We start from the raw sequence: 1657 nt of genomic DNA, 5'->3' as shown, positions 1-1657 counted from the left end.
CGGCCCCAACCGCCGGCGGTCCGGGCGGCGCCGATGCGGCCCGTAGCCTCGGGTCCGAGGCTCCCGGCACCGCACGCAGCACGCCCTGCCCGCTCACCATCACCGCCGCCCAGGTGTACCAATGGGCGGACGCGACCGGGGATCGCAGTCCCATCCACCTGCGGGCCGGCGCCGCCCGGCGAGCCGGGTTGGACGCGGGGGCCACGGACGTCGTCGTCCACGGGCTGTTTCTGGGCGCGCTCAGCCTCGCCCTGGTGCCCGCGGCGGGATGCGTCGACCTGCGCTTCCCGGCGCCGGCGGTGCTACCGGAGGCAGGCGCGGTCGCGCTGAACGTCGGCGCCGACGGCGGTCTCAGCACCGGTGTGCACGCCGTTCTAGTGCGGCGTTGAGCTCGTCTCAGACGAGAGCCACAGGTCGGTCCAGGTCACGCCCAGGCTCGCCAGCAGGCGTCGCAGCAGCGGCAGGGAAATGCCCACCACGCCGTGCGGATCACCCTCGACGCCGTCGATGAAGGCACCGCCCAGGCCGTCGATGGTGAAGGCGCCGGCGCACCACAGCGGCTCCCCGGAGGCGACATAGGCGTCGATCTCGGCATCGGTGGGGGAGCCGAAATGCACGATGGTGGAGGACACGCCCTCGGCGGTCTCGGCATCAGCCACGCGCACCAGGCAGTGCCCCGTGTGCAGAATGCCGCTGCGCCCGCGCATCGCCTGCCAGCGCTCGCGGGCCCGCTGTGCCGTGCCCGGCTTGCCCACGACGGCACCGTCGATCTCCAGCATGGAATCGCAGCCGACGACGACCGTGCCCGGCTCGGCCATGCGCTCGGCGGGCGTGAGCATCCCCGCGACGTCCAGCGCTTTGGCGCGGGCAAGGGCCTGCACCTGCTGGGCGGGCGTCGGGGCCGGCGTGCCGGCGGCGGCGTGCGCGGCGGTCAGCTCGGCAAGAACGCGCGCTTCATCCACATCTGACACGCGCACGGCCGGTTCCACCCCGGCGGCGCGCAAGGTGGACAACCGACCGGTGGACTGAGACGCCAGAACAAGCACCTCCCCACCTTAACGCCCCGATAGGGTGGGCGCGTGACGCCGCAGACGCCCCCGCCCCCGGCTCTCTCCTCACCGTTTGGTCGGCTCCTCGTCGTGGAGCGCACCGGCTCCACCAACACCGATATGCGTCGCGCCCTCACCGGTGCGGACGGAACCCTCGATCCCGATTCGATCACCGCCTGGCCGCACCTGTCCGCGCTGCATGCGCTCACCCAAACCGCCGGTCGCGGCCGCGCCGACCACACCTGGACCACGCCGCCCACGGGCGCGCTCACCGCCTCGGTGGTGCTACGGCCCCGCGTCCCGGTCGACGCCCTGGCCTGGTTGCCGCTGCTGGCGGGACTCGCCGTCCAGCAGGCCCTGGCCCCGCAGCTCAATGCAGCCTGGCAGGTGAGAACCAAATGGCCCAACGACGTCGTCGCCGTGCCCACGACGACGACGCCGGATGTTGCCGCGGTGCCGGGGTGGGGGAGGAGCCGCAAGCTCGCCGGCATCCTCACCGAACTCGTCCTGCCCGGTGTGCGCGCCCAGGAGAGGGGCGCGGCAGGCGGAGACGACGGCAAGAGTTCCTGTGCGGGAGATGGCAGTAGCTCGGCCAGTCGGCTTCCGAT

Annotated in this window: 3 protein-coding genes; 2 read left to right on the top strand and 1 reads right to left on the bottom strand. The window is 73.1% G+C overall.

The features are described 5' to 3' along the window. Positions 1-389: MaoC/PaaZ C-terminal domain-containing protein (locus RWX45_RS13165; protein WP_316024168.1), on the top strand; the 389-nt coding region annotated here is incomplete at its 5' end. On the opposite strand, the gene RWX45_RS13160 is transcribed toward RWX45_RS13165, so the two are convergent. After that, positions 375-1046 (bottom strand): nucleoside triphosphate pyrophosphatase, encoded by a 672-nt coding sequence (locus RWX45_RS13160; RefSeq protein WP_316024167.1) that lies wholly within the window; start codon positions 1044-1046, stop codon positions 375-377. The genes RWX45_RS13165 and RWX45_RS13160 overlap by 15 nt on opposite strands. A 33-nt stretch (positions 1047-1079) precedes the next feature. Between RWX45_RS13160 and RWX45_RS13155 the strand changes: the two genes are divergently transcribed. Continuing rightward, positions 1080-1657 (top strand): biotin--[acetyl-CoA-carboxylase] ligase (locus tag RWX45_RS13155; RefSeq protein WP_410050726.1); only part of this gene is annotated, 578 nt, incomplete at its 3' end.

The organism is Actinomyces sp. MRS3W (genome assembly GCF_032465695.1).
Lineage (GTDB): Bacteria > Actinomycetota > Actinomycetes > Actinomycetales > Actinomycetaceae > Actinomyces.
The sequence above is the reverse complement of the archived record's forward strand: the minus strand, read 5'-3'. Positions and strand labels throughout refer to the sequence as shown.